A 22,867-nucleotide genomic window follows, 5' to 3' on the forward strand; every position below is an offset into this window, starting at 1 on the left:
CTTCCGTCGTAGGGTCGCGGCATGCGGGAAGTGATCGTGGCGCCGATGGCGGGTGGGCCCAGCACCGTTGCGCTGGTTAGGGCGGCGGACCGGGCCGGGGCGCTCGGGTTCCTGGCGGCCGGGTACAAGACGCCGGACGCCGTCGAGACCGAGCTGCGCGCGGTGGCGACCATCGCGCACGGGCTGAACATCTTCGTGCCGGTGCCACCGCCCGCCGATCCGGCGCCGCTGGAGGCGTATCGGCTGCGGCTTCGCGGCGAAGCCGAGCGGTACGGGGTCGATCTGCCCCCGCTGCGACGAGACGACGACGACCACTTCGCGGCGAAGGTGGAGCTCGCGGTGACGTACCGGGTTCCGCTGGTCAGCTTCACGTTCGGGGTCCCGGATCCGGCGGTGGTCCGGGCGCTGCACGACGCCGGGTCCACGGTGCTGATCACGGTCACCTCGGCGCGGGAGGCGCACGCGGCCCTCGCCGCCGGGCCGGACGCCCTGATCGCGCAGGGCGGCACGGCCGCTGGGCACGCCTCCACCACCGAGCCGGCCGGGTACGCCGGGACCCGCACCGCGGCGGACGTCCTCGCCGAGGTGCTCGCGGTGACCGACCTGCCGGTGATCGCGGCCGGTGGTGTGGGCGCCGCCGGGGACGTGCGCGAGTTGCTGACCGCCGGAGCGGCGGCGGTGCAGTGCGGCACGGCGTTCCTGCTCGCCGACGAGGCCGGCACCCGGCCGGCGCAGCGGGCCGCGATGCTCTCCGGCGAGTTCACCGAGACCGTGGTGACCAGGGCGTTCACCGGGCAGCCGGCGCGCGGGCTGCGCAACCGGTTCATCGACGAGCACTCGGCGGCGGCCCCGGTCGGATACCCGGCGGTGCATCATCTGACCGCGCCGATCCGGGCCGCGGCGGCGGAGAAGGGCGACGCCGGCGCGCTCAGCCTGTGGGCCGGGACCGGCTTCCGCGGCGTGCGCACCGGCCCGGTCGCCGACCTGATCGGACACCTCGCCGGCTGAACGGGTGCGCCCTTCACCTGCTCGGAAACACATCCTGGTACGAACCCACGACGACGCGCACAGGCGCACCAGCTTCCGTACGTTGTCCGCGGGCTCGTTTCGGCCTTCGAGAGCACCGGAGTTTGCCTGGTGACGGGAGAGCGGGGAAAGTCATGGCGGAAAGTTTCGGCCGATGCAACCTCGTGCAACACGAATCCGTCTTCGGAGCGTGAGACACGACGGAGGCTCGGCCACATCCGAGCGAGAGAGCAGCTTTCACGAGCTAGTGGCCCGCCGGCGACCCGGCATGTTGCGTACGGCGGTGCTGCTGGCCGCCGGGGACCCGCATCTGGCCGAGGATCTGGTACAGACGACGCTCACCCGCTTGTACGTCAGATGGTCGGCATTCCAGCGCGCCGACAATCCCGATGCCTACATCCGCCGGTCGCTGGTCAACGCGTTGATCGACGAGCGCCGCCGGGTCTGGCGCCGCCGTGAGCAGTCGGTCGCGGAACTACCCGACCAGGCCGCGGCAGCCGGCCCCGTCAACCCGGTCGGCCAGGCGGTCCGGCAGGCTCTTCGTGATCTTCCGCCCCGGATGCGTGCCGCGGTCGTCTTCCGCTATTTCTACGACCTCGACGTCGCGGAGACCGCGGATGCCCTCAAGTGTTCCGAAGGCACGGTCAAGAGTCAGACCGCCCGAGGACTCGAACGGCTGCGTGCCGTCCTGGAGCAGAACCAGCCCACCGTTTCGTACGTTCCCGAAGGAGTGAAGTCATGATGGACCTGCGTCATCATCTCGAGGACATCGCCGGACCGGTCACACCGGTCGAAGCCGGTCAGATCGACGAAGACGTCCTGCGTGGCCGACGTGCGGTCCGCCAGCGCCGCTTGCTGCAGACGGCCACGGGTTCGCTGTTCGCGGTCGGCGCCCTCGTCGCCGCGTTCACGGTCCCGTCCGGCGGTGTCGGCGCCGGCCCGCACGGACCCACGGCCGCCGCCCCACCCGCCGCCGTCGTGCCGGTGAACCTGGTGGCCTACCAGGGCGTCCAGCCGAAAGGCTTCACCATCGACAAGGTGCCGGCGGGCTGGTTCGTCCAGTCCGACGACAACTACCAGCTGACGCTGGCTCTGGAAACGGCGAAGAACGCCGGCCCCGACGTCACGGCGTCCGCGGCGCCGCCGCACACCGCCCCGGGCAGAATCAGCATCTACCTGGAATCGAAGGACCAGAACGGCCCGTCCCGGAAGGGAACCGAGGTCACCGTCGGTGACCGCACCGGCATTCTGGTCAAGAGCCTTCCCGCCATGATTCCCGGCCGGCCCGCCGCCGACCCCGCCGGAGATACCGGATGGGCACTCTGGGTCGAGCAGCCGTCCGGCATCTGGCTGATCACCCAGTTCGACGAAAAGCTGGGCATGAGCCAGGACCAGATGATCGAACTCGCCACCGGCGTTCACGTCCACGAAACCGCAGTCCAGGGCGTCGGATAGGACCGAAGTGGCCCGGCCCTTCCACAAGGGCCGGGCCGCCACCCCACAGTGCCGTCTCAACCTTTTCTGCGACTCAGGCAGTCGGTCGGGGATGCCGCTCCCCTGCTGCGGGCTCAGCAACTCGACCGGCGCCTATTCGACGTGACCGAACTGAGGGCGGCCCACACGCTCGAGCCGGCCCTGCCAGTGTGCGAGCATCTCCCGGGTCGCACGCACATCGGCGTGACTGTCGTTGAGCGTACGGATCTGGTGTTCCAGAAGAGATCGCAGTTCCTCCACCGCACCGGTGACGTCCCCGGTGCGGGCGCGCCAGTTCGCCATGCTCGCCATGGTCCGCATGATGTCGGGATGATCCGGTTCGAGGATCCTCGACTGATCGGCGGCGAGCTCCGACAACGCAGCAAGGGCGCGCTCAGGTCTCTCCGTTTCCCCCACCCAGTGGGCGAGGTGGAGGCGTGTGTGCAAGGTGCGTGGATGGTACGGGCCGAGAACGCGGACGCGGTCGGCAAGCAGCGACTCGAAGGCGTCTCGGGCACCCGTACGGTCTCCGGACTCGCCGCGCCAGTGGGCGAGATTGCAGCGAGTCATGAACACCAGGGGATGGTCTGATCCGAGTGCGCGGACGTATTCGCCGAGGAGGCCCTCCATCTCGGCGAACCCGGCTGCCCGGTTCACGCCACGGCTGCGCCAGAACGCTGCGCTCAAGCGGGCGATCAGAGTACGGGGATGGTCCGGGCCGAGGACCCGAAGCCTGTCCCTGATGACCTCGTCCATCGCGCTGGCCGCGCCCTCGTAGTCGCCGGATTCGGCACGCCAATGAGCGAGGTTGCCCCGCGTCATGAGGGTGTCCGGATGATCGGGGCCGCAGACGCGCTGCTGGACGATCAGCAGTGACTCGAGTCCGGAGATCGCGGCCTGGTAGTCGCCGACGTGGCCGGTCCAGTGCGCGTGGCCGTGTCGAGCCTGCAGTGTCAGCGGATGATCCTTGCCGAGGGCCTCGGCGGCGGCGCTGAGCACCGCGGCGAAGTCGGCGGCCGCCCGCACCTGATCACCTGCCTCTCCCCGGAGCTCGGCGAGCTCGGCGTCGATGGTGAGCACATCCAGATGCGGTGCGGGCCGGCGAGCCGCGACACGCGTGCGCAACTGCTCGAAGTATCGGATCCCGGCCGGACGCCTCCCGCGTCGTGCGCTGCACCAGCGCGTGAACCCGGACGTGGCGCGCGTTCGGATCGTGCGTGACGAGACTGAGCCGGTGCAGGTTACGCAGCCCGTCGGTGATCGTCTCGCCGTCCATGTCCCGACCGGTGCTGCGACGCACGTACCGGATCATCGCTTCCGCGGTGAAGAGTCCGGCGGGAATACCGTTGGGGTCCAGCAGCGCGGCCACGGCGATGAGGGAGCGGGCCACGCCGCGTGGCGGCAGCCGGTCGGCGGCATCGATCGAGAGCGCCCAGGTCGCCGCCACCGTCACGCTGTGCGCGTCGGGCAGCGCGTCCTCAGCCGGGAGGACGTCCCGCAGCGGCCGCTTACGGTCGTTGAGCCGCTGGGTCTTGCCGACGCCACCCATCCCGGACAGCACCTGGGTCAGCACCGTGGTCCGCCCGCTCGTGGCCGCCTTGGCCAGCTCGATCTGCGTTCGCCGCGGCTGGGACCAGGCCGGCGCCTGCGGGATCGGGCCGATGTGAACGAGCCGGTCGGCCACGCGTCGCCCGGGCGGGGCGCCAGCCTGCCGGTGCGAACGCAGGGCGAGGAACGCCGCTGCCGTGCTGAGAAACGAAAGCAGCGCACCGATGATCCCGGCGACCCATCCGGCACGCTCGGTCGCAGCCCAGTCGAGCCGGACGAGCCGGCCGGTCATCACTAGCGCGACCGCGACGGTGGTGGTGGCCAGGATGGCCGCCACGAGAAGAAGCACACCTCGCCGGCTGCGCCACGACGCCCGGCCGAAGGGACGCGTCATCCTCCCATCATCGACGAGGCTGACAATGGCCGCCCGATTCGGCCGGCCTGGGGCCGGCGATCTCACGCCTGGGTGACGAGGCGGGATTTGGGCGAGGTGGAGGGGACCGGGTGACGGCCGGGCCTGTCGGCGCGGCGGCGGGCGTGGCAGGGTCTAGCTTGGGTACCCATGACGGCCACCGGGACTGTGCTGGGGTACGCGATGAAGGGGCTGGGCATGCTGCCCCGGCCGGTTCGCCGGGCGGTGCTGGCGCGGGCGGCCGGCGGGGAGCTGCCGCCGGTGCCGGACTACGTGCGGATGCTGGAGATCGCCGGCGACCTGCCGGAGACCGGGCCGACCGACGCCGAGTTGTTCGACAGGTTCCCGCAGCTCGCCGCGGTGACCGTGACCGACGTGTCGGCGGGCGTCCCGGCCCGGCTCTACCGGGGACCGTTGCCGGAGAGCGGCGGGCCGGGTCCTCGTCCGGGGCTCGTCTGGGTGCACGGCGGCGCGTTCGTCAGCGGATCCCTGACCATGGCCGAGGCGCACTTCGTCGGGCTGGCCCTCGCCGCGCGCGGGATCCCGGTGCTGACCGTCGGCTACCGCAAGGCGCTGCACGGGGTGCGGTACCCGGCCGGCTCGGACGACGTGCTCACCGGCTGGACCTGGGCGGTGGCGAACGCGGACCTGCTCGGCGTGCCGCCCGAGCGGCTCTGCCTCGGCGGGGCCAGCGCCGGCGCGAACCTGGCGGCCGGGGTGGCGAAACGGCTGCGCGACGGCGCCGGTCAGCCGCCCGCGCGGCTGGCCCTCATCTATCCCTGCGTGCACGCCGAGCTGCCGCCCTGGGAGCCGGCGCGGCTCGCCGCGGTGAAGGACAACCGGGCCGCCGTCTACTTCTCGCCGGGCTGGGTCGCCGGGATGAGCCGGCACTACGCCGAGGACCTGGACGATCCGTACGCGTTCCCGGCCAACGGCGACCTGACCGGCCTGCCGCCGACCCTGGTCGTCAACTGCGAGCACGACACCCTGCGCAGCTCCGGCGAGGCGTTCACGGTGAGTCTGCGGGCGGCCGGCGTCGACGTGACGGAGCACCTGGAGCCGAGCGCCACGCACGGGTGTCTCGGCGAGCCGTTCACGGTGGCCGCCGCCGACGTCATCGAATTGATGGCGGCGAACATCCTCGCGCGCTGACGAGCCGGGCGGCTGATCCGTCCCGGCAGGGCGGCGCGACGCGGTGCGGGAGGCGGCGCGGTTCGGGAGGCGGCGCGGTTCGGGAGGCGGCGCGGTGCGGGAGGCGGCGCGGTGCGGGAGGCGGCGTGGTGAGCGCGGCCCCGCGGGGCCGCCGGAAGCGGGGTGACCGCTGGACCACCGCCTGGCCGGCACCGGACTCCCGGCGGCGCCGTGGCGTGTGGTCGGGGAGGCGATGACGCGTACCCGATCGATGTTTTGAAAGGGGTCATCGCGGCGATGTCCTCCCTACGTGCGTGAGCCGGAGTTCGGCTTGTCGGCTACTTTGTCTGCGGGCCGGTTGATGTGATGTCGGGCGGGCCGATCGGCGCTATGCGGGGAGAACGTGGGCTCATGAGCGGTACGGCTGCGGCGGATGTCTTCGCTGCGGGTGGGGATGTGGGCCGGGACCTGGCCGCGATGGACTGGGATCGGACACCGCTCGGCTCCCCGGACCAGTGGCCGCAGAGCCTGCGCACCGCGGTGAGCATCCTGCTGTCGTCACGGTTCCCGATGTGGATGGCGTGGGGGCCGGAGCTGACGTTCTTCTGCAACGCGGCATACCGGCGCGACACCCTGGGGCGCAAGTATCCGTGGGCGCTCGGCCGGCCGGCGAACGAGGTGTGGAAGGAGATCTGGGGCGACATCGGACCCCGGATCGAGAACGTGCTGCGCACCGGCGAGGCCACCTGGGACGAGGGGCTGCTGCTCTTCCTGGAGCGCTCCGGCTATCCGGAGGAGACCTATCACACCTTCTCCTACAGCCCGCTGCGCGACGACGACGGTGAGCTCGTCGGGATGCTCTGCGTGGTCAGCGAGGAGACCGACCGGGTGATCGGTGAGCGGCGGATGGCCACGCTGCGCGACCTCGGCTCCGACCCGAGCGTGGTCCGCACCGAGCAGGAGATGCTGACGTTCACCGCTCAGCAGCTCGGCAAGAACCTCAAGGATCTGCCGTTCACGCTCACCTACCTGTTCGCCGACGACGGCCAGGCGCGCCTCGCGTCGTCGACCGGGATCCCGGCCGGGCACCCGGCCGCGCCGATGGTCGCCGAGCCGGACGGGGTCTGGCCCGGCGGCCGGGGCTCCGCGCTCGTCGAGCTGACCGGGCCGGCCTTCGCGGATCTGCCGGTCGGCGACTGGACGGAACCGCCGGCCCAGGCGCTGCTGCTGCCGCTGCTGCGCCAGGGCGGCACGCCGTACGGCTTCCTGATCGCCGCCCTGAACCGGTTCCGTGCCCTCGACGAGCAGTACCGGGGCTTCCTCGACCTGACCGCCGGGCACGTCGCCGCCGGGATCGCCAGCGCCCGCAGCTACCAGGCACAGCAGCGCCGGGCCGAGGAACTGGCCGAACTGGACCGTGCCAAGACCACGTTCTTCTCCAACATCAGCCACGAGTTCCGCACCCCGCTCACGCTGATCATGGGACCGCTCGACGAGCTGCGCAGCCGAGCCGACTCGTGGGCCGGTGACGCTCGCGAGGATCTCGACGTGATGTGGCGCAACGGGCTGCGCCTCGGCAAGCTGGTCACCGCGCTGCTCGACTTCTCCCGGCTGGAAGCCGGCCGGATGCAGGCCCGGTACGAGCCGGTCGACCTCGCCGCCACCACGGCCGAGCTCGCCAGCGTCTTCCGCTCCGCGGTGGAACGCGCCGGGCTCACCTTCGACGTCGACTGCCAGCCGCTGCCCGGAGACGTCTACGTCGACCGGGGCATGTGGGAGAAGGTCGTCCTCAACCTGCTCAGCAACGCCCTCAAGTTCACCTTCGACGGCGGCGTGCGGGTCGCTGTGCGTGCCGACGGTGAGCAGGCCGTCGTCACGATCGCCGACACCGGCGTGGGCGTGCCGCCGGAGGAGATGGCCCGGCTCTTCGAGCGCTTCCACCGGATCGAGAACGCCCGCTCCCGCTCCAACGAGGGCAGCGGCATCGGGCTCGCCCTGGTCAAGGAGCTCGTCCTGCTGCACGGCGGGACGGTCGAGGCGCACAGCACGCTGGACGAGGGCACCACGTTCACCATCCGGCTCCCGTTCGGGCGGGCGCACCTGCCGGCCGGCTCGGTCGTGCCGGCCGCCGGCGACGCGGGCGCCGTCTCCGCCACCGCCGACCCGTTCGTGCAGGAGGCCCTGCGCTGGCTGCCGTCCGACGCGGACCTGCCCGCCGACGCGCCCGGCCCGGTCGCCGGGGACGCCGCCAGCGTGCTGGTCGCCGACGACAACGCCGACATGCGGGACTACCTGGTCCGGCTGCTGCGCTCCGCCGGGCACCGGGTCACCGCGGTCAGCGACGGCCGGCAGGCCCTCGACGCCGCCCGCGCCGACGTGCCCGACCTGGTCGTCAGCGACGTGATGATGCCCGGGCTCGACGGCCTGCAGCTGGTCGCCGCGCTGCGGGCCGAAGGGCGCACCGCCGGGGTGCCGGTGCTGCTGCTCAGCGCGCGGGCCGGGCAGGAAGCCGCGATCGAAGGCCTCGACGCGGGCGCCGACGACTACCTGTTCAAGCCGTTCTCGGCGGCGGAGCTGCTGGCCCGGGTCCGCGCCAACGTCGAGCTCGCCCGGCTGCGCAACCACCACTCCCGCTGGCGGACCGCGCTCGTCGAGTCGTTGCAGGAGGCGTTCTTCGTCTGCGACGCCGACGGCGCGGTCATCGAGGTCAACGCCGCGTTCGCGGACACCCTCGGGTACGGGCCGGAGGGGCTGCCGTACCACCCCGTCCAGCCGTGGTGGCCGGACCCGGTGGCGGACGCCGACGCGTACCGGCAGGTCGCCGACGCGTTCGCGATGCTGGTCCAGGACCGGCAGGGCACCTACACCATCCCGGTCACCCACGCCGACGGTCACCGGCTGTGGGTGGCCGCGGCGTTCAGCCAGGTCCGCGACCCGGAGACCGGCCGCAAGGTGATCGTCGGGACGTTCCGCGACGTCACCGACGAGCACTACGCCATCCAGCGGGAGAGCGCTGTGGCGTCACTGAGCCTGCGCCTGTCCCGGGCCGACGACGTGCGCGGGGCGCTCGTCGGGGCGCTGGACGAAATGCGCGATCTGTGGAATCTGGAATCGGCGTCCGCTGTCATATTCGACGGTTCAGAAGTCCCTCGCGTCTGCGCCACCGACCCGGCCCTGACCTGGGAATCGCTGCCGCGCGACGCGATCGTCGCCCTGCGGGACGGGCCACCACTGACCCCGGCCGGTAACGCCGGCATCAGCCTGGAACACCCGGACGGCACCATGGTCCTCTGGCTGGAGCTCGGCGAACGGCGGCCCTTCACCGAACCGGACCGGACCCTGCTCGCCCTGCTCGCCGGCCACCTCGGCCAGGGCCTGCGCCGGGTGCACCAGATCGACCAGCAACGGGAGACCGCGCTCGCCCTGCAACGGGCCATCCTCGGCCCCGCCCAGCTGCCCGCCGGGTTCGCGGTCCGCTACGAGCCGGCGACCCGGCCGCTGCGGGTCGGCGGCGACTGGTACGACACGGTCACCCTGCCCGACGGCCGGATCGGCATCGTCGTCGGTGACTGCGTCGGTCACGGGCTGCCGGCCGCCACCGTGATGGGCCAGCTCCGCAGCGCCTGCCGGGCCCTGCTGCTGCAGGACACCGGACCGGCCCGCACGCTGACCGCCCTCGACCGGTTCGCGGCGCTGCTGCCCGGCGCCGCCTGCGCCACCGTCTTCTGCGGCGTCCTCGACCCGGCCACCGGGCATCTCGTCTACTCCAGCGCCGGGCATCCGCCACCCATCGCCGCGCACGCCGACGGCACCATCGAACTGCTCGACCGGGGGCGCTCCCGGCCGCTCGCCATCCGGCCCACGCTGCCCCGCGAGGAGGCCGAGTACCTGATGCCGGCCCGCGCCACCCTGATGCTCTACACCGACGGTCTCGTCGAACGCCGCCGGCAGCCGCTGACCACCGGCATCGAGGCGGCCACCGAAGCGGTCCGGCTCGGCCGCGGCACCCCGATCGACGATCTCGCCAGCGAGGTCATGGTCCGGCTCGCCCCGGACACCGGGTACGACGACGACGTGGCGCTGCTGCTCTACCGCCAGCCCGGCCCGCTCGAACTGGAGTTCCCCGCCGAGGCGTCCCGGCTCGCCCCGGTCCGCACCGCCCTGCGCGGCTGGCTGGAACGCTGCGGGATCGACCCGGTCACCACGCAGAACGTCCTGGTCGCCGCGGGGGAGGCCTGCGCCAACGCGATCGAGCACGGACACCGCGAGAAGACCGGCCAGATCCGGCTGCGGGCCGCCGCGACCGCCGAGAACCTGCGTCTCACCGTCGTGGACAACGGCTCGTGGCGGGCACCCCGGCCGGCCGAGAACCCGTACCGTGGGCGAGGCCTCATGCTGATGAAGGCGTTCATGCACCACGTCACCGTCACCACCGGCATCGCCGGCACCACCATCGACATGCAGGCGAGGATCGTGCCATGACCACCGCGCTCACGCTGACCAGCGGCCACCGCCCCGACGGCGCCCCGGTTCTCGCCGCAGCCGGTGAGATCGACATGAGCAACGCCGACGCGTTCGCTTCCGCGCTGGAACAGGCCGTCGCCGGCGCGGACGCCGGGCAGCTGCTGGTCGATTTGACCGCCGTCCAATACCTGGACAGCGCGGGCCTGGCGATGCTCTTCCGCCATGCCGAGCGGATCGAGGTGGTCACCGGGCCGCTGCTGGCGCCGCTGCTGGACATTTCCGGTCTGGGCGAGGTGACGACGGTTTCTTTATCGGGTACGCGTTGAGGCGGCCGTTTTCCTGAGTCCGCGCCACGTGGTTTGTCGTATCTTCGTACGGTGCCCGATTTTGTGACAGCAGGTCCCTCCCGTGACAGTGACGGTCAGCAGCCGGTCGGTGGTCGGCAGCCGGCTGGTGGTCAGCAGCCGGTAGGTGGCCGGACGCCGGTTGGTGGTCGGCAGCCGGCTGGTGGCCGGACGCCGGTTGGTGGCCGGCCGCCGCTCAAGACGAAGGCCGAGAAGCGAGCCGAGGCCAAGGCCGCGAAGGCTCGCGCTCTGGCTCTGCAGAAGCGTCGGCGGGCGCTGACCGTCGGCGGCGCGGCGGTGGTGGTGCTCGCCGTCATCGTGGGGCTGGTCCTGTGGATCGGCAACACGCCGTCCTCGGAGACGCCGCCGGCCGCTGCCACCCCGGCGGCTGCCACCCCGGGCGCTGCCAACCCGGCGGATCCGGCCGCGTCGGCCGCCGCGGCGTTCCCGCCGCTTCCCGAGGGCGCCGATCCGGCGCTGAAGGAGAAGCCGGCCGCGACGGCGGGGAGCGGTGACCTCAAGGAGCTCAAGGCGACGACCCTCGTCGAGGGTACCGGCGCTGCCGTCCAGTCCGGTCAGACGATCGACGTGAACTATGTCGGCGTGACCTATGCCGACGGCAAGGAGTTCGACTCGTCGTGGAGCCGGTCGGAGCCGTTCAGCTTCCAGGTCGGCGCGGGGAACGTGATCCCGGGCTGGGACCAGGGGCTGGTCGGGGTGAAGGTGGGCAGCCGGGTGCAGCTCGACATCCCGGCTGACCTGGCGTACGGGGAGAATCCGACGGGTGGGCGGCCGGCTGGAGCGCTGCGGTTCGTCGTCGATGTGCTGGCGGCGTCCTGAGCGGGGGGTCGGTTGCGGTAGGCGGGGGTCGTTTGCGGTAGGTGGGGGTCGGCGCACGCGCTGAGCCGGTGTCGGCGGTGTGCCGATTGCGCTGCTTGTCGCGTTTGGGTGCCGGCGGTGGTGGAGCGCTGTGGGTTCGCGTGATTCTGTGGGGCCTGTGTGGCGTCCGCGGGTTTCCGTGTAGCCCGGCGTTTACCTCGGATGTCGGCACGCAGGGTGACAGTGGTTCGGGTCGGTGGGCGCTCCACGATCGACATCCAGGGGCGCCACGCCGCGTCACTGCCGCACGCAGTCGGATCTTGCTTGCGGTGAGCGGCCGGTGCCGGATTTATCGCGTTTATGGGTATCTCGGTAATCGGGAATCTCGGCGAGTCGGGTTCGGTGTGAATGGCCGACGATCATTTGCGGGACTCATGCCAGGTATGACGAATTCTGTTGGCCGATTCCTGGGCGGCGAGAAACACTGGGTTCATGGCGCAGCTCTCCTTGTTTCCCGTGAGGCATTTGCGGGATTCGAGTGCGCGCCGGAATTATTCGCCGGAGGGGGAGCGGTTCCGGCGGGAGCATGAGCGGCATCGCGCGTGGGGTCTCGCCCAGCGGCATGCTCGACGGCTGCGCCAGTTGCGTGACCAAGCCGATCGTTCCGCGGCTCCGCCGCCGCCCCCGGCTCCGCCGCCGCCCCCGGCTCCGCCGCCGCCCCCGGCTCCGCCGCCGCCCCCGGCTCGGAGGCCGTCCGGCGTGCAGGCGTCGCCACCGGCTCAGCTGGCGTCCGAGGTGGAGGCGCCGGCCGAGGGTGAGGTGGGTGCCGCGGCCGCGATGCCGATCAGCGGACAGGCAGCGGCCGTTCTCCGTTCGCGCGCTGATCGGGACGGCGGGGGTGGTGGCGGGGGAGGAGCCGGCAAGCGTCCGTCCTCTGCCGAGATCATGGAAGCCACCGCATTCCGGAAAGGATTTCCATTCCTCCGAAAGGGGTTTCTATTTCCGCGAGAATTCGGCCTGCGTCGCCATAAGAACGAGCACAACGGTGGCAGGAGTCCTCCGCCGTGGCGTTACCGCATTCCACAACGTCGGGGCCGAAGACGGGCCGCGTGCGGATTGCGGGTTGCGCTACACCCGTCATCCGCACGCGGCCCGGCGTGCCGTGATCTCGCCACTCAGAAGCGGCTGCGGAACTGCTCCCACCGGCTGCGGCTCCGGCGGGCTTCGATCGCCTTCGCCGCGCCGTAGATCGCCGCGGCGGTCACCGCCGCGATCGCGGCCGTGGTCACGACGATGGGCAGCAGGCGGCGCCTGGCGGGAATGCCCAGCTCGGCGCCGGTGGCCTCCGCGTCTGCCGCGATCACGGCGGGGTCACCGGAAGCGGCGATGTTGTGCTGAGCGTCGACCGTGCTGTCGTAAATGGTCATCAGGTCCTCCCGACGGGTTTCGTCTCCACATGCCCCGGTCCGGACCCGGTTAACCTGATCGTTCCCCACCGGGTGAGCCGCCCGCGTCACCCGGAGCGGATGATCCGGGGCGCTCGGGCGCTCGGGCGCTCGGGTGCTCGGGTGCTCGGGTGCTCGGGTGCCGGTGGTGCCGGGTGGGTGTGTGCAAGCGGACCGACGTTTGTGCAAGCGGATCAGCGTTTGTGCAAGCGGATCAGCGGAGGGGCGTACCAGCGTGGACGTGGTGATGTGGCCGGATCGGGACTGGCCGGAGCTTCGCCGGGAGTGGCAGCACGCCGACCGGATCGGAGTCGGCCGGGGCTGGCTGTGGGATCACCTCACGCTCGGCGGGCGGCCGATCTGGCACGACGCGTACCCCACTGTGGCGGCCGCCGCGGCCGTGACCGAGCGGGTCGGCGTCGGCACGATGGTGACCGCGCCGAACTTCCGGCATCCGGTCACCACGGCCAAGGCCGCGCTCGCCCTGGACGCGATCAGTGCGGGCCGGTTCGTGCTGGGTCTCGGCGCCGGCGGTCCCGGCGCGGACGCCGAAGCCCTGGGCACGCCGCCGCTCGCGCCCGCCGATCGGGGACGCCGGTTCACCGAGTTCGTGACGCACACCCGGCGGCTGCTGGACGAGCCGGCGCCCACCCTCGACGGCGAGTTCTTCACCGCCCGAGCCGCCGACGTGGGCGGCGGCGGGCGGCGGCCGGGGATTGCTGTGGCCGCTACCGGGCCGCGAGGGCTGGCTGTCGCTGTGGAACACGCCGACCTGTGGATCACCCAGGATGTGATCAAGAATCCGCGGGTGGCGGCGGCTACCCCCGAGGCGGAGGTGGGCCGGCAGCTCGGCCTGTTGCGGGAGGCCTGCGAGCGGGCCGGCCGGGATCCGGGCACGCTGCCCGCGCTTGTCGCTCTCGGCTACGGCGGTGAGCGTCCCCTGGATTCGATCGAGGCCTATCGGGACTGTCTGGGCCGCTACCGGGCGCTCGGCGCGGACCGGATCGCGGTGCTGTGGCCGCGCGGCGACGACGCGGAACGCCACCTCGCGGTCCTCGAGGAAGCCGCCCGTGATCACGACGAACGACCGTCGCCCCTCGCTTGACGTGATCATGACGGCCCGGATAGCTTGCAGGCCACAACTGAAGATGCCGCTAACCTGCAGCGGGAGAGCCCTCGCCACCGAAGGCCGAAAGCCGGAAAGCCGAAAGCCGGAAGGCCGAAGCCAAACGGCCGGAAACCCGGAACCCGGCGAGGCGCCGAAGGAGCAACTTCTCCCTCAGAATCTCTCAGGCCCACGTACCGCTGCGGTCAGGCGACTCTGGAAAGCCGTTCGACACACGAGCGCGCCCACGGTGCAAATCCCGGTGAAACGGGATGAAGCTCTCAGGCCCCATGACAGAGCGAGGGAGGCCCCAAACCTGTCACGACCTTGGAGCCTCCCGTGAGACGCACCGCGCTCTTCGACGTTCACACCCGCCTCGGCGCGAACCTCACCACGTTCGCCGGCTGGACCATGCCGCTGCGGTACGGCAGCGACATCGCCGAGCACCACACCGTGCGGACCGCCGCGGGGCTCTTCGACCTCAGCCACATGGGCCGCATCGAGGTGACCGGCCGGAACGCCGCCGAGTTCCTGGACTACGCCCTGGCCGGCCGTCTCTCCACGGTCAAGGCCGGCCGCGCGAAGTACACGATGCTCTGCCACACCACCGGCGGCGTCCTCGACGATCTGGTCGTCTACCGGCTGGCGGCCGACCGGTTCCTGGTGGTGGCGAACGCGGCGAACGCGGCGATGGTCCGGGCCATGCTCGGCGAGCACGCCAACGGGTTCGCGGTGCGGATCACCGACGCCGGCGGCTCGCTGATCGCCGTGCAGGGTCCGGCGTCCCGCAAGATGATCGAGAGCGACCTGCCCTACTACGGCATCGAGGAGGCGCGGGTCGCCGGCTGCGACGTGCTGCTGGCCCGCACCGGGTACACCGGCGAGGACGGCTTCGAGATCTACTGCTCGGACGCCGACGCCCCGGTGATCTGGGAGAGCCTGCGGGAGGGCGGGGCGACCCCGGCCGGCCTGGCCTGCCGGGACACGTTGCGCCTGGAGGCGGGCATGCCGCTGTACGGGCACGAGCTCACCGTCCGCACCACCCCCTTCCATGCCGGGCTGGGCCGGATCGTCGCCTTGGACAAGGCGGACTTCGTCGGCGCCGAACCGCTGCGCCGCGTCGCCGCCCAGGGCCCGTCGACCGTGCTGACCGGCCTGGTCACGGCGGGCCGCCGCGCGCCCCGCCGCGGTCATGCGGTGCTCGATCCGGTCAGTGGCGAGCGGATCGGCGAGGTCACCAGCGGCGCGCCGTCGCCGACGCTGGGCCACCCGATCGCCATGGCCTACGTCCCACCCGTGTTCGCGGCGCCCGGCACCCGTCTGGTCGTCGACGTCCGTGGCACTCGCGAGGACGCCGAGGTCGTCGCGCTGCCCTTCTACCGCAGGAGCCCCCAGTGATCCCCTTGAACCTTCGCTACAGCCGTGACCACGAGTGGCTCACCGACGACGAGATCGCCACGGTCGGCATCACCGCGTTCGCCGCGGACGCCCTCGGTGACGTGGTCTTCGTCGACCTGCCCGAGGTCGGCACCGTCACCACGGCCGGCGAGACGTGTGGCGAGATCGAGTCGACCAAATCCGTCAGCGAGGTCTATGCGCCGGCCGATGGGGAGATCGTGGAAGTCAACAAGGCGCTCACCGACGACCCGGGTCTGATCAACTCGGATCCGTACGGCGCCGGCTGGCTCTACCGGGTGCGTGTCACCCGTACCCCCGAGGTTCTCGACGCCGCGGCCTATGCCGCGCTGATCTCACCGGAGTCATGATCTTGGCCGTCTCCGTCTTCGACCTGTTCTCGATTGGTATCGGGCCGTCCAGCTCACACACGGTCGGCCCGATGCGGGCGGCGGCGATGTTCGCGTCCCGGCTGTCCGAGTTCGAGGATGCGGTGGTGGTGCGGGCCGAGCTGTTCGGGTCGCTGGGCGCCACCGGTCACGGGCACGGCACCCCGAAGGCGGTCCTGCTCGGCTTGCAGGGGTTCGATCCGGAGACGGTCGACGTGACGCTGGAAGCTCCGGCGGACGGGCGGATCACGCTGCCCGCCGGCCGCGAGGTCGGCGTGGAGATGGTGCTGCACCGGCGCCGCTCGCTGCCGGAGCACCCGAACGGGATGCGGTTCACCGCGCTCGGCGCCGACGGCGCCGAGCTGCTGAGCAAGACGTATTTCTCGGTCGGCGGCGGCTTCGTGGTGGGCGACCTCTCGTCCCGGGCACGGGCCGGGCACCCGCCCGTGCCACACCCGTTCCTGTCCGGTACCGATCTCCTCGGCCTGACCGGGTCCACGGGGTTGTCGATCTCCCGGCTGATGCTGGAGAACGAGTCGGTGTGGCGGTCGCCGTCCCAGGTCCGCGACGGGCTGCTGCACGTCTGGTCGGTGATGTCCGCCTGCATCGACGACGGGCTGACCGCCGAAGGGGTGCTGCCCGGCGGGCTGAAGGTGCGCCGCCGGGCCGCGTCCACGGCACGGCAACTGCGGGCGGCCGGTGATCCGGCGGCACACGCGATGGAGTGGCTCACCGCGTACGCGATGGCGGTCAATGAGCAGAACGCGGCCGGCGGCCGCGTGGTGACCGCGCCCACCAACGGCGCCGCGGGCATCATCCCCGCCGTGCTGCGCTACTACCGTGACTTCGTCCCCGGCGCCGACGGCGACGGCGTGGTCCGGTTCCTGCTCACGGCCGGCGCGATCGGGCTGCTGTTCAAGGAGAACGCCAGCATCTCCGGCGCGGAGGTCGGCTGTCAGGGCGAGGTCGGCTCGGCGTGCGCGATGGCCGCCGCCGGGCTCGCCGAGGTCCTCGGCGGGACGCCCGAGCAGGTGGAGAACGCCGCCGAGATCGGCATGGAACACAACCTCGGACTGACCTGCGACCCGGTCGGCGGCCTCGTCCAGATCCCCTGCATCGAACGCAACGGGATGGCCGCGGTCAAGGCCGTCACCGCCGCCCGGATGGCGCTGCGCGGCGACGGCCGCCACCACGTCTCACTGGACAAAGTCATCAAGACGATGAAGGAGACCGGCGCCGACATGAAGGTCAAGTACAAGGAGACGTCCCGCGGCGGCCTCGCCGTCAACGTCATCGAGTGCTGACCGAGAATGCCGGTATGGACATCTGGGCCGAGGCGAAGCGCTGGCGTTCCTTTCTCGATTCTCGCAACGGCACGTCCGACCACGAGCTGACCCTGCGGATCCTCAAGCTGACCGAGGAGTCCGGCGAGGCCGCGCAGGCCTGGATCGGGCTGCTCGGGCAGAACCCGCGCAAGGGCGTCACCCACACCCGTGAGCAGGTCGCCGGTGAGCTGGCCGACGTCGTGTTCACCGCGCTCGTCGCGCTGGAGAGCCTCGGGGTGGACGCCGAGAAGGCGGTTCAGTCGTGCGCGGCGAAGGCTGCCACGTACCTGCCGCCGGAGTGACGGTGCGGGTGGCCGGTGCCCGCGGGTGCCCGCCCCGACGGCAACTGCCGCGGACCATGACGATTTAGAGTGACGCCATGTCTTGCCTGACCGTCATCGAGGCCGGTGGCCCGCACGCGATCATCGTGCGCGGCCCGGCTCTGGAGATCATCGACCTGACCTCCGGGACTTCGGCCGGGACGATTCCGACCGGGCTGGCACACATCGACGCGGTGGCGGCCGCCGAGATCGACGGGCGTCCGATCGCGATCTGCGTGGCGAACCGCCGCCTGTACGTCGTCGATCTCTCCTCCGGAGACCATCTCGGCGTCCCGTTCAGCGGTGACACCCCGCAGGCGATCACCGCGGGGGTGCTGGCCGGGCGTCCGACCCTGATCGGCGCGACGGGCAGTGAGCTGCGGCGCTGGGACATCACCACCGGCGAGGAGATCGGCGGGCCGCTGGCCGTGCACCGGGCGCCGGTGCTGGCCCTGGCGATGGCCGGTCCGTCCATCGTGATCAGCGCGGACGGCGACGGCGTCGTCCACCGTTCCGACCTGTCCACCGGCGAGGAGGCGGGTGAGCCGCTGCACCGTCCGGGCGCGCCGGTCACCGCCCTCGCCGCCGCCGAGACCGGCCGGGGCTTCGTCCTGGTCACCGGGGACGGCTCGGCCGCGACACTGCTCCGGGCCGACGGCTCGGCGGCCGGCACGATCGAGGAGGTCGGCGCGGTGGCCACGGCGATCCGGGACGGCCGTCCGATCCTGGTCACGCTCGGTCTCGACGAGGCGGTGCGCACCCACGACCTGCCGGACGGCACGGAGAACGGTCCGGTCTGGGCCGACGAGACGGTCTCGATCACCGCGGTGGCGGTGGCTGTCGTCGACGGCCGCCCGACAGCGATCAGCGGCGACGGTGACGGCACGCTGCGCCGCTGGGATCTCGGCACGCTCACCCCGGTCGGCGAGAAGATCACCGGGCACACCTCGTGGGTACGCGCCGTCGCCACCGCCGAGCTGCACGGGCGCACCGTCGCCGTGACCGCCGCCGACCGGTCCCTGCGCGTCTGGGACCTGGCCACCGGCGCCCCGGCCACCGAGCCGATCGACACCCGGTACCAGACCACAGTGCTCACGACAGCGACCTGGAACGGCATGACGATCGCGGTCAGCCTGCACGGCGACGGCCGTACCCGGGCCTGGGATCTCGCCACCGGCGAGCTTGCCGCCGGCCCGCTGGACGAGTGGGCAGGCGCCCGGGCGTTCGCGCAGACCGGGGGAGTGATCTACGCGATCACCGCGGACCACCCCTACGACGAACGCTCGGGCGCCTACGACACGTCCGAGATCGCGTTGCGGGCGTGGGATCTCGCCACCGGCAACGCGATCGGCGCCCCGATGCCCGGCGGCGGCCCGGGCGGATCGGTGACCTGGCCGCCGATCACCGTGATCGACGTGGCCGGCCGCCCGGTCGTCGTCTCCGGCGCGGGCGCCGACGGTGTCCTGCGGGTGTGGGATCTGACCACCGGCGCGCCGCTCGGCGAACGCTCCGGCCACGACGGTCAGCTGACCGCGGTGGCGGCGACCGTGCACGACGGCCGGCTGATCGTGGTGACCGGGGGAGAGGACGGCACGCTGCGCGTCGGCAGCGAGGGGGACGGCGTGCGGCTGACCGGTCACACCGGCCGGATCACGTCGGTCGCGATCACCGGCACCCAGCTGGTGAGCGGCTCCGAGGACGGCACGCTGCGCGTCTGGGACCTGCTGACCGGAGTCCTCCAAGCCCGATTCCGATCATCCTGAGCCTATCTTGAGGGTCATGGAGATCAGGGATGCCGTGGCGGCGGACTGGCCGGGGATCTGGCCGTTCTGGCACACGATCGTGGCGGCCGGCGAGACGTACACCTGGGACCGCGACACGCCCGAGGACGCCGCCCGGGCGCTCTGGATGAACCCGGCCGCCCGCGTCTTCGTCGTCGAGGAGGAGGGCACGATCGTGGCGTCCGCCTACGTCAAGCCCAACTACGGCGGTCCGGCGGCCGCGGTCGCCAACGCCGGCTTCATGGTCGACCCGGCCCGCGGCGGCCGGGGCCTCGGCACCATCCCGGACGCCTTCGACCACCCCGCCCATGGCCCGGTGGGTTTGCACGTCATGCACCAAAAATTCCGATAAGGGTACGGCTACAGCGCCCCAGACGCCGACCCATCCCTCCCCCAGAACCCGGGGCGGCCTGCTGCAACGCGAGGCCGTAACGCCCCTCGCGCGCCACTGCCCGCAAGCCCCCGCGTGTCGAGTTGGGGTGCGGTCCGCGCCCGAGTTCCACACGCGGGGCTGGTTCCGTTCGTGTGTGTCGAGTTGGGGTGCGGTCCGTGCCCGAATTCCACACGCGGGGCCGGTTCCGCTTGTGCGTGTCGAGTTTGGGTGTGGTCCGCGCCCGAATTCCACACGCGGGGCCGGCGGTCACTGCTGCGGACGGCGAGGCCGCACCTGGATTTCGCGTCATGCGCGAGAAACATAATCGAAACATGCCGTTGATCTGCTGTTTATGTTGTCATCCCCCATCGGCAGCGAAGCCTCGGGGGAGGAATGGCTGTGGCCGTTCGGCGCGCAATCGCGACATTCGTCGTCACCCTTCTGGCCGCCACCCTGCTCGGGGTGGTCGGCGGCGTACCGGCTCAGGCGGCGGTGCTGCCTGCCGGTTTCCGGGAGCAGACCGTCCTGACCGGACTTGATCAACCGATGAACATCGAGTTCGCCCGCGACGGGCGGATCTTCGTGGCCGAGAAGGCCGGCCGGATCAAGGTCTTCGACTCGATCGCCGACACCAGCGCGACGCTCTTCGCGGATCTGAGCGTCAACGTGCACAACCAGAACGACCGGGGCCTGCTCGGCCTCGCCCTGCACCCGGACTTCCCGACGGCGCCGTGGGTCTACGTGCTCTACACCTACGACGCGCCGCCCGGCCAGACCGCCCCGGTGTGGAACGACAACTGCGGCGCGGTCGGCGGCGCGAACGGCGGGCGCTGCGTGGTCACCGCCCGGCTGTCCCGCCTGCAGGCCAACGGCAGCGTGATGACCGGCGCCGAGCAGCCGCTGCTGCACGACTGGTGCCAGCAGTACCCGTCGCACTCCATCGGCGACCTGCGCTTCGGCCCGGACGGCATGCTATACGTCAGCTCCGGCGACGGGGCCAGCTACAACCAGGTCGACTACGGGCAGCTCGGCACCCCGATCAACCCGTGCGCCGACCCGCCGGGCGGCGCGATGTCCCCGCCGGCCGCGGAGGGTGGCGCCCTGCGCTCGCAGGACGTGCGGTCCAGCGGCGACCCGACCGGGCTGGACGGCACGATCCTGCGCCTCGACCCGGCCACCGGCGCGGCCGCGTCCGGCAACCCCGGCGCCGGATCGGCCGACGCCAACACCCGGCGCATCATCGCGACCGGGATGCGCAACCCGTACCGGTTCGCGATCCGGCCGGGCACCAGCGAGCTCTGGGTCGGCGACGTCGGCTGGAACACCTGGGAGGAGATCAACCGGCTGCCCGACGCGACAATGGTCCGCAACCTGGGCTGGCCCTGTTTCGAGGGCACCGGCCGCCAGGGCGGGTACGACGGCGCGAACCTCACCCTGTGCGAGAACCTCTACACCGGCGGCGGGGTGACCGCGCCGCACTACGCCTACCAGCACTCCGCGCAGGTGGTCTCCGGCGAGACCTGCCCGACCGGCGGGTCCAGCACCTCCGGCATGGCGTTCTACCCGCCGTCCGGCGGGGACTACCCGGCGTCGTACGCGGGGGCGCTCTTCTTCGCCGACTACACCCGTGACTGCATCTGGGCGATGCGGCCGGCCGCGGCCGGTGGCGTGCCGGACGCCGCCAACCGGCAGACCTTCGTCGTCGCCGCCGCCAACCCGGTGGACCTGGCGATCGGGCCGGGCGGCGAGCTGTACTACGCCGACGCCGGCGGCACGATCCGGCGGATCCGCTACTTCGCCGGCAACCAGCCGCCGAACGCGGTGCTGACCGCCGCGCCGACCACCGGCCAGGCGCCGCTGACCGTGAACTTCGACGCCCGCCAGTCCAGCGACCCGGACGAGGCGGACGCCGGGCTGCTCAAGTACGAGTGGGACTTCACCAACGACGGCACTGTCGACGCGCGCACACCGACCGCCAGCCACACCTACCCGGCCGTCGGCGGCCCGTTCACCGCGCGTCTCCGGGTCGTCGACTCGCTGGGCGCGTCCGACACGCAGACCGTGCAGATCCAGTCCGGCAACAGCCCACCGGCCGCGGCCATCGCCACCCCGGCGGCCGGCACCACCTTCGCGGTCGGGCAGCAGATCACGTTCAGCGGCGGCGCCACCGACCCCGACCAGGGGACGCTGCCCGCCTCGGCGCTGCGCTGGCGGCTGCTCCAGTACCACTGCTACGCGCCGGACAACTGTCACACCCACACCGTGCAGGAGTGGACCGGGGTGGCCGGCGCGTCGTTCCCGGCGCCCGACCACGAGTACCCGTCCTTCCTGGAGCTGGTGCTGACCGCCACCGACGCGGGCGGGCTGTCGTCCACGACCACCCGGCGCCTCGATCCGCGTACCGTCGATCTGACCTTCACCGGCAATCCCTCCGGCACCCAGATCGCGTTCGGCGGCGCCGCGCAGGCGACGCCGTTCACCAGGACGGTCATCCAGGGCTCGGCGAACTCGGTCAGCGGCATCACCCCGCAGGCCGCCGCCGGTGTCACGCAGATCTTCGCGGCCTGGTCCGACGGGGGCACCCAGACACACACGGTGATCGCGCCGGCGACGAACACGACGTACATGGCGACGTTCGTGCCGCAGCGGCGCGCCCAGTCGGCGATGACCGTGCGCCGGGTCGACTCGCAGGAGGCCGAGTCGCCCGGGCGCAACGTGCTCGACGGCAACCCGGCCACCTACTGGCACACCGCGTGGCGCACCGCGGATCCGGCCCACCCGCACGAGATCCAGCTCGACCTGGGCGGCATCTACGACGTGAACGGCCTGTTCTACCGGGGCCGCGCGGACGTGGCGAACGGCCGGATCGGCCGCTACGAGATCTACGTGTCGGTCGACGGCACCAACTGGGGCACCGCCCAGATCACCGGCACGTTCGCCAACAACGCCAACGAGCAGGCGGTCAGCTTCCCGACCAAGAGCGGCCGATATGTACGGCTCCGCGCGCTCTCCGAGGTGACCGGCCAGCCGTGGACCTCGGTCGCCGAGCTCAATGTCGCCCTGGCGCCCCGGCTGCCGCGCATCGCGACGACAGTGGCCTTCGTGGACAGCCAGGAGACCGCCTTGCGGGACCAGAAGGCGGCGAACGTGCTGGACAACAATGTCGACACGATCTGGCACACCCGGTGGTCCGACGTCGACCCGGATCCGGCGCACCCGCACGAGATCCAGCTCGACCTGGGCCGGAACATGTCGGTGAGCTGTGTCTACCAGCGCCCGCGGCAGGACGGCACGAACGGCCGGATCGGCGGCTACGAGATCTACACGTCGACGACCGGCACCAGCTGGGGCACCCCGGCGGCGGCCGGCACCTGGCCGGACGTGGTCGGCGAGCAGAACGCGTGCTTCTCCGCGCGGACCGCACGGTACGTCCGGCTGCGCGCCCTGTCGGAGACCTCCGGCAACCCGTGGACCAGCATCTCGGAGATGCGCGTCGCGGCCCGGTGACCCTAGGGCC

Annotated in this window: 18 protein-coding genes and 1 riboswitch; of the genes, 15 read left to right on the forward strand and 3 right to left on the reverse strand. The window is 71.9% G+C overall.

Annotated elements, in window-relative coordinates:
• Nucleotides 1–21 precede the first annotated feature (21 nt).
• The 3 genes from AB0F72_RS31455 to AB0F72_RS31465 all read left to right on the forward strand — a co-directional run bounded on the left by AB0F72_RS31455 (nt 22) and on the right by AB0F72_RS31465 (nt 2,481).
• The gene (locus AB0F72_RS31455; RefSeq protein ID WP_360438774.1) at nt 22–1,008 is read left to right on the forward strand and encodes a nitronate monooxygenase; all 987 of its coding nucleotides are present in this window, start codon (nt 22–24) and stop codon (nt 1,006–1,008) included.
• Nucleotides 1,009–1,180: 172 nt separating this feature from the next.
• On the forward strand, nt 1,181–1,768 hold the full coding sequence (locus tag AB0F72_RS31460) for a SigE family RNA polymerase sigma factor (RefSeq protein WP_360438777.1): 588 nt from the start codon (nt 1,181–1,183) through the stop codon (nt 1,766–1,768).
• Nucleotides 1,765–2,481 carry a hypothetical protein gene (locus AB0F72_RS31465; protein WP_360438780.1) on the forward strand — a complete coding sequence of 239 codons (717 nt, stop codon included), beginning with the start codon at nt 1,765–1,767 and terminating at the stop codon, nt 2,479–2,481. The genes AB0F72_RS31460 and AB0F72_RS31465 overlap by 4 nt, the downstream gene beginning before the upstream one ends.
• Nucleotides 2,482–2,613: 132 nt before the next feature.
• Here the strand turns inward: AB0F72_RS31465 and AB0F72_RS31470 are convergent, their stop codons facing one another.
• Together AB0F72_RS31470 and AB0F72_RS31475 are read right to left on the reverse strand one after the other, a co-directional pair.
• Nucleotides 2,614–3,525 (reverse strand): tetratricopeptide repeat protein, encoded by a 912-nt coding sequence (locus AB0F72_RS31470; RefSeq protein ID WP_360438783.1) that lies wholly within the window; start codon nt 3,523–3,525, stop codon nt 2,614–2,616.
• A gap of 4 nt (nt 3,526–3,529) precedes the next feature.
• Complete coding sequence (locus AB0F72_RS31475; protein WP_360438786.1) at nt 3,530–4,441, reverse strand: hypothetical protein; 912 nt, start codon at nt 4,439–4,441, stop codon at nt 3,530–3,532.
• A gap of 168 nt (nt 4,442–4,609) precedes the next feature.
• Between AB0F72_RS31475 and AB0F72_RS31480 the strand changes: the two genes are divergently transcribed.
• The 4 genes from AB0F72_RS31480 (at nt 4,610) to AB0F72_RS31495 (ending at nt 11,238) form a co-directional block, all read left to right on the forward strand.
• Complete coding sequence (locus AB0F72_RS31480; RefSeq protein WP_360438789.1) at nt 4,610–5,611, forward strand: alpha/beta hydrolase; 1,002 nt, start codon at nt 4,610–4,612, stop codon at nt 5,609–5,611.
• Nucleotides 5,612–6,001: 390 nt separating this feature from the next.
• Complete coding sequence (locus tag AB0F72_RS31485; protein ID WP_360438792.1) at nt 6,002–10,072, forward strand: SpoIIE family protein phosphatase; 4,071 nt, start codon at nt 6,002–6,004, stop codon at nt 10,070–10,072.
• On the forward strand, nt 10,069–10,380 hold the full coding sequence (locus AB0F72_RS31490) for an STAS domain-containing protein (protein ID WP_360438795.1): 312 nt from the start codon (nt 10,069–10,071) through the stop codon (nt 10,378–10,380). The genes AB0F72_RS31485 and AB0F72_RS31490 overlap by 4 nt, the downstream gene beginning before the upstream one ends.
• Nucleotides 10,381–10,443: 63 nt before the next feature.
• Nucleotides 10,444–11,238 carry an FKBP-type peptidyl-prolyl cis-trans isomerase gene (locus AB0F72_RS31495; protein WP_360438798.1) on the forward strand — a complete coding sequence of 265 codons (795 nt, stop codon included), beginning with the start codon at nt 10,444–10,446 and terminating at the stop codon, nt 11,236–11,238.
• 1,154 nt (nt 11,239–12,392) lie between these two features.
• On the opposite strand, the gene AB0F72_RS31500 is transcribed toward AB0F72_RS31495, so the two are convergent.
• Nucleotides 12,393–12,644 (reverse strand): hypothetical protein, encoded by a 252-nt coding sequence (locus tag AB0F72_RS31500; RefSeq protein ID WP_360438801.1) that lies wholly within the window; start codon nt 12,642–12,644, stop codon nt 12,393–12,395.
• A 265-nt stretch (nt 12,645–12,909) separates the two neighbouring features.
• Here AB0F72_RS31500 and AB0F72_RS31505 point away from each other — a divergent pair, with 265 nt between their 5' ends.
• The 8 genes from AB0F72_RS31505 (at nt 12,910) to AB0F72_RS31540 (ending at nt 22,857) form a co-directional block, all read left to right on the forward strand.
• Nucleotides 12,910–13,767, forward strand: coding sequence for an LLM class flavin-dependent oxidoreductase (locus AB0F72_RS31505; RefSeq protein WP_360438903.1), 858 nt, complete (start codon nt 12,910–12,912; stop codon nt 13,765–13,767).
• A 50-nt stretch (nt 13,768–13,817) separates the two neighbouring features.
• Nucleotides 13,818–13,977, forward strand: a riboswitch (glycine riboswitch).
• Between the two features lie 129 nt (nt 13,978–14,106).
• On the forward strand, nt 14,107–15,165 hold the full coding sequence (gene gcvT, locus AB0F72_RS31510; RefSeq protein ID WP_360438804.1) for a glycine cleavage system aminomethyltransferase GcvT: 1,059 nt from the start codon (nt 14,107–14,109) through the stop codon (nt 15,163–15,165).
• On the forward strand, nt 15,162–15,533 hold the full coding sequence (gene gcvH, locus AB0F72_RS31515) for a glycine cleavage system protein GcvH (protein ID WP_360438807.1): 372 nt from the start codon (nt 15,162–15,164) through the stop codon (nt 15,531–15,533). The genes gcvT and gcvH overlap by 4 nt, the downstream gene beginning before the upstream one ends.
• Complete coding sequence (locus AB0F72_RS31520; RefSeq protein WP_360438810.1) at nt 15,530–16,855, forward strand: L-serine ammonia-lyase; 1,326 nt, start codon at nt 15,530–15,532, stop codon at nt 16,853–16,855. The genes gcvH and AB0F72_RS31520 overlap by 4 nt, the downstream gene beginning before the upstream one ends.
• Nucleotides 16,856–16,869: 14 nt before the next feature.
• Nucleotides 16,870–17,178 carry a MazG-like family protein gene (locus tag AB0F72_RS31525; protein ID WP_360438906.1) on the forward strand — a complete coding sequence of 103 codons (309 nt, stop codon included), beginning with the start codon at nt 16,870–16,872 and terminating at the stop codon, nt 17,176–17,178.
• 77 nt (nt 17,179–17,255) lie between these two features.
• Complete coding sequence (locus AB0F72_RS31530; RefSeq protein ID WP_360438813.1) at nt 17,256–18,959, forward strand: WD40 repeat domain-containing protein; 1,704 nt, start codon at nt 17,256–17,258, stop codon at nt 18,957–18,959.
• Nucleotides 18,960–18,975: 16 nt separating this feature from the next.
• Complete coding sequence (locus tag AB0F72_RS31535; RefSeq protein ID WP_360438816.1) at nt 18,976–19,329, forward strand: GNAT family N-acetyltransferase; 354 nt, start codon at nt 18,976–18,978, stop codon at nt 19,327–19,329.
• A 414-nt stretch (nt 19,330–19,743) separates the two neighbouring features.
• Complete coding sequence (locus AB0F72_RS31540; RefSeq protein WP_360438819.1) at nt 19,744–22,857, forward strand: discoidin domain-containing protein; 3,114 nt, start codon at nt 19,744–19,746, stop codon at nt 22,855–22,857.
• Nucleotides 22,858–22,867: the final 10 nt, after the last annotated feature.

The sequence above is a fragment of the Actinoplanes sp. NPDC023936 genome, from assembly GCF_040639325.1.
Lineage (GTDB): Bacteria > Actinomycetota > Actinomycetes > Mycobacteriales > Micromonosporaceae > Actinoplanes.

Excerpts from the sequence above, each read along its gene's own strand:
- AB0F72_RS31455 (WP_360438774.1), top strand. The coding sequence starts at position 22 with ATGCGGGAAGTGATCGTGGCGCCGATGGCGGGTGGGCCCAGCACCGTT.
- AB0F72_RS31460 (WP_360438777.1), top strand. The coding sequence starts at position 1,181 with ATGCAACCTCGTGCAACACGAATCCGTCTTCGGAGCGTGAGACACGAC.
- AB0F72_RS31465 (WP_360438780.1), top strand. The coding sequence starts at position 1,765 with ATGATGGACCTGCGTCATCATCTCGAGGACATCGCCGGACCGGTCACA.
- AB0F72_RS31475 (WP_360438786.1), bottom strand. The coding sequence starts at position 4,441 with ATGACGCGTCCCTTCGGCCGGGCGTCGTGGCGCAGCCGGCGAGGTGTG.
- AB0F72_RS31480 (WP_360438789.1), top strand. The coding sequence starts at position 4,610 with ATGACGGCCACCGGGACTGTGCTGGGGTACGCGATGAAGGGGCTGGGC.
- AB0F72_RS31485 (WP_360438792.1), top strand. The coding sequence starts at position 6,002 with ATGAGCGGTACGGCTGCGGCGGATGTCTTCGCTGCGGGTGGGGATGTG.
- AB0F72_RS31490 (WP_360438795.1), top strand. The coding sequence starts at position 10,069 with ATGACCACCGCGCTCACGCTGACCAGCGGCCACCGCCCCGACGGCGCC.
- AB0F72_RS31500 (WP_360438801.1), bottom strand. The coding sequence starts at position 12,644 with ATGACCATTTACGACAGCACGGTCGACGCTCAGCACAACATCGCCGCT.
- AB0F72_RS31505 (WP_360438903.1), top strand. The coding sequence starts at position 12,910 with ATGTGGCCGGATCGGGACTGGCCGGAGCTTCGCCGGGAGTGGCAGCAC.
- AB0F72_RS31520 (WP_360438810.1), top strand. The coding sequence starts at position 15,530 with ATGATCTTGGCCGTCTCCGTCTTCGACCTGTTCTCGATTGGTATCGGG.
- AB0F72_RS31525 (WP_360438906.1), top strand. The coding sequence starts at position 16,870 with ATGGACATCTGGGCCGAGGCGAAGCGCTGGCGTTCCTTTCTCGATTCT.
- AB0F72_RS31530 (WP_360438813.1), top strand. The coding sequence starts at position 17,256 with ATGTCTTGCCTGACCGTCATCGAGGCCGGTGGCCCGCACGCGATCATC.
- AB0F72_RS31535 (WP_360438816.1), top strand. The coding sequence starts at position 18,976 with ATGGAGATCAGGGATGCCGTGGCGGCGGACTGGCCGGGGATCTGGCCG.
- AB0F72_RS31540 (WP_360438819.1), top strand. The coding sequence starts at position 19,744 with ATGGCTGTGGCCGTTCGGCGCGCAATCGCGACATTCGTCGTCACCCTT.